Source organism: Arthrobacter sp. KBS0703 (assembly GCF_002008315.2).
Classification (GTDB): domain Bacteria; phylum Actinomycetota; class Actinomycetes; order Actinomycetales; family Micrococcaceae; genus Arthrobacter.
On sequence record NZ_MVDG02000015.1, the window covers coordinates 1 to 3,344 of the forward strand.

The following is a 3,344-nucleotide window of genomic DNA, read 5'->3' on the forward strand; positions in this document are numbered from 1 at the left end:
GGTGCGGCCGGTGCCTGGGCAGCCTGGCCCGGCAGCGCCATTGCCGGCGGGGCTGCGCCGATGGGGTCCCGAATGGTGAGCTCGTCCGCCGCAGCGGCCACGATTGTCGATCGCATGGGGGGCTCCTCGTTGTGGGTTTCGCTGGGTCTTGGACGCCGCCTACTTCTGACGTCATCCGTACCCTCGCGCCGGCGGGTTTACACGCCGCCGCGGCAGTAGTTTCAGCGCTGGCGGCAGAGCGCCGACGCGCCGTATGGTGGCACCACGGACCGTACCCGCAGGACCTTGGTCCGCCCGGAAAGAGCCGAAGGGGCTGACGCCATGGGACACCTCAACGCCGATTTTGGCGGAGCACACATGACCGGGTTTGGAATTGGACCCGTGTTGGAGGAATTCACCGGGGTCTCGCGGATCGCCGTACTCCGCGGCGGCGGATTGGGCGATCTGATGTACGCCGTCCCGGCCGTCACGGCGTTGAAAGCGGCTTATCCGAAGTCCACGGTGACGCTGCTGGGCACGCCCATTCACGCCGAGCTTCTTGCCCAGGTTGAGAGTCCGGTGGATGAAACTGCCATCCTTCCGTTCGCGGAAGGTGTACGCCCCGGGCCCGTGATTGAGGAACATCAGGACGGGTTCATCGCCGCGATGCGCGCCCGAAATTTCGATCTCGCCGTCCAGCTGCATGGCGGCGGCCGCCATTCCAACCCCTTCCTGCTCCGGCTTGGCGCACGGCACACCGTGGGTGCCGGAACGCCGGACGCCGCCAGGCTGGAGCGCACCGTGCCCTACACGTATTACCAGCACGAGCCGCTGCGGGCGCTCGAGGTGGCGGGTTACGCCGGCGCGCCGCCGGTTGACCTCGAAGCCCGGCTGCGTCCCCGGCCGGAGTTCGAGAGGCAACTGGCCGTTAGCCTCGCGGGTGACACGCACACCGTGGTGGTGATCCACCCGGGCGCCACCGATCCCCGTCGGCGCTGGCCGGCCCAACGCTTCGCCGCCGTGGCCAGGCGGGCGGCCGACGACGGCTTCCGGGTTCTGGTAATCGGTGACCAGAGCGAACGGGAACTGGCAGAAACAGTGGTGGAACTCGCCGTCGGCCCTGTCCCGCCCGGAGCGGACGACGCGAGGGGCAGCAGTTCCGATCCGCCGGTGGCGTCGCTCGCCGGAAAACTGAGCCTGGGCGAGCTCGCGGGGCTGCTCGCCGGCTGCAGCGTGGTGGTGGCCAACGACAGCGGCCCCCGGCACTTGGCGCAGGCCCTGGGGACGCCGACGGTTGGCATCTTCTGGGCGGGCAATGCCATCAATGCCGCGCCGCTGGGCCGCAGCATGCACCGGATCCACCTTGGCTGGGCCACCCATTGCGCCGTGTGCGGGATCGACATCACCCAGGTGGGGTGGACCGCGCCGCGGTGCCGGCACGATGTGTCCACGGTGGAGACCGTGGCAGCCGACGCCGTCTACGAGGACGTCCTCCAGCTCACGGCCATGACCCCTCGTCCTCGTGGCAGATGAGCATCTCGCGTATTTCGCACCCGGCGGGCTGCGACAGCACGAAAAGGATGGCCTGTGCCACATTGGCCGGATCGTTCAGGCGGGAATCGTCCTGCGGCTTGTATTGCTCGGCGCGGTCGTCGAAGAAGCGTGTCTTCATTCCGCCAGGGATCATGGTGGTCACGCCGATCTCCCCTCCCGTCTCGGCCGCAAGGGAATGGCTGAAGCCCACCACTCCGAACTTCGACGCGCAGTAGGCGCTGGCCTCGGGCAACGCCCTCTTGCCCAGCGTGGAGGCAACGGTGACAACCCTGCCCCGGGACTGTTTCAGGTAGGGCAGTGCCGCGCGCACCACTGATACCGTGCCCAGGAGGTTGACGCCGATGACCCGTTCCCATTCGTCGGCGGCCACGTCCTCGAGTTTTCCGCAGCGGTCGATCCCGGCGGCGGTGACCACGGCATCCAGGCCGTCGAGCGTTTCGGCGGCCTGCTGCACCGCCTCGCTCACCGCGGCCCGGTCGGACACGTCAACCTCGAAGGCCTTCGCCGCCGCGACGTTCCGGATGTCCCGGTCCAGCACCACCGGGGTTCCGCCCGCCTTCAGGACAGCGTCGACGACGGCGGCGCCCAGGCCCGAGGCCCCGCCAGTGACGAGCACCCGTCCGGGCCGGATTGAGATGTGGTTCATGGTGTTCCTTTCAGGGGGTCGGGTTCAGTGTTCGTGTGGTTCGCGTGGGCAGCCCTGGTTGCACGGCAGCTCAGCCAGTTGCCGGGTTGCGCCGGCCTCAGCTCACTTTGGCAAGCGCGTCCGCCAATACGGAGGTGGAGCGGGCCTGGTGGTAGGGCACGGTCACGCAGCGCCCGCCCCAGCTCGCAACGAGGTCCGCCTCAGGCAGCAGTGACACCCGATAGTCTCCGCCCTTGACCCAGACGGCCGGCCGCAGCGCGTCGAGGCAGGCCTGCGGGGTGTCCTCCTCGAAAACCATCACAGCGTCCACGCATTCGAGGGCAAGGAGGAGCTCGGCCCTGTCCTGCTGGCTCACGATGGGCCTGGGTTCGCCCTTGATCCGGTGGACGGATGCGTCCGAGTTCAGGCAGACGATCAGGCAGTCGCCCAGGTCCCGGGCCGCTGCCAGGGTGCGGGCGTGGCCGGCATGCAGCAGGTCGAAGCAGCCCCCGGTCGCCACCACGGTTCCGCCGCTTGCCTGCACTCTCCGGGCCAGCGCCAGGGCGTCTTCGTCCCGGCTGTGGCGCCAGGCGGGACGGTGCCGGCTCGTAAGGTTCCCGCCGGAAGGGTCCCGGTCTGAAACGTAACTGTTGGAAAGGGCGGCCACTCCCCAGATGTGTATAAGAGACAGTCGCCGGGGATGTCGCCCGCGGAGTCGTCGAAGCGCAACAGGACCTGCCCGCCGCTGCTGATCCTGACCTTCGTGGTGGTGACCATGTCCTGGTGCTCGCACAGCGGGCCGGCGTCTATGCCCGCGGCCAGCAGCTTCCGCTTCAGTTCCCCACCGGCGTCATCCCGGCCGATAATTCCGGCGACCCTGACCTCGGCCCCCAGCGCGGCCAGGTTCATGGCGGTGTTCGCTGCGCCACCCGGGGCAAAATCCCGGCGCTCGATGTCCACCACAGGAGCGGGCGCCTCGCGGCACATTCTGTCGATCGAACCCCGCCACCAGCCGTCAAGCATTAAATCGCCCACCACGGTTATGGCAGGGCGTTCCGCTGCGAGCCGACGCGGAAGCCAGGCGGCAAGACCCCGCTGCTCGGAAAGCTCCTGCCAGCCATCCCGGGCCGGGCCGCCGCTCACGCTTCGGCCTCTTCCGCCGGTGGTGCGGCCGGTGCCTGGGCCT

General features: G+C 69.0%; 2 protein-coding genes and 2 pseudogenes. 1 reads left to right on the forward strand and 3 read right to left on the reverse strand.

Going from position 1 to position 3,344, the window contains the following annotated elements; genetic code table 11:
• The first annotated feature begins 321 nt into the window (after positions 1-321).
• Positions 322-1,512 (forward strand): glycosyltransferase family 9 protein, encoded by a 1,191-nt coding sequence (locus B1A87_RS22450; protein WP_078029122.1) that lies wholly within the window; start codon positions 322-324, stop codon positions 1,510-1,512.
• Here the strand turns inward: B1A87_RS22450 and B1A87_RS22455 are convergent.
• The 3 genes and pseudogenes from B1A87_RS22455 to B1A87_RS25165 form a co-directional block, all read right to left on the reverse strand.
• Positions 1,478-2,179, reverse strand: coding sequence for an SDR family oxidoreductase (locus tag B1A87_RS22455; protein WP_078029121.1), 702 nt, complete (start codon positions 2,177-2,179; stop codon positions 1,478-1,480). The two genes, B1A87_RS22450 and B1A87_RS22455, sit on opposite strands and share 35 nt — an antisense overlap.
• Positions 2,180-2,276: 97 nt before the next feature.
• Positions 2,277-2,726: pseudogene (locus B1A87_RS24465) on the reverse strand (adenylyltransferase/cytidyltransferase family protein); the annotation flags it as partial.
• Between the two features lie 209 nt (positions 2,727-2,935).
• A pseudogene (locus B1A87_RS25165) lies at positions 2,936-3,181 on the reverse strand (PfkB family carbohydrate kinase); the annotation flags it as partial.
• Positions 3,182-3,344: the final 163 nt, after the last annotated feature.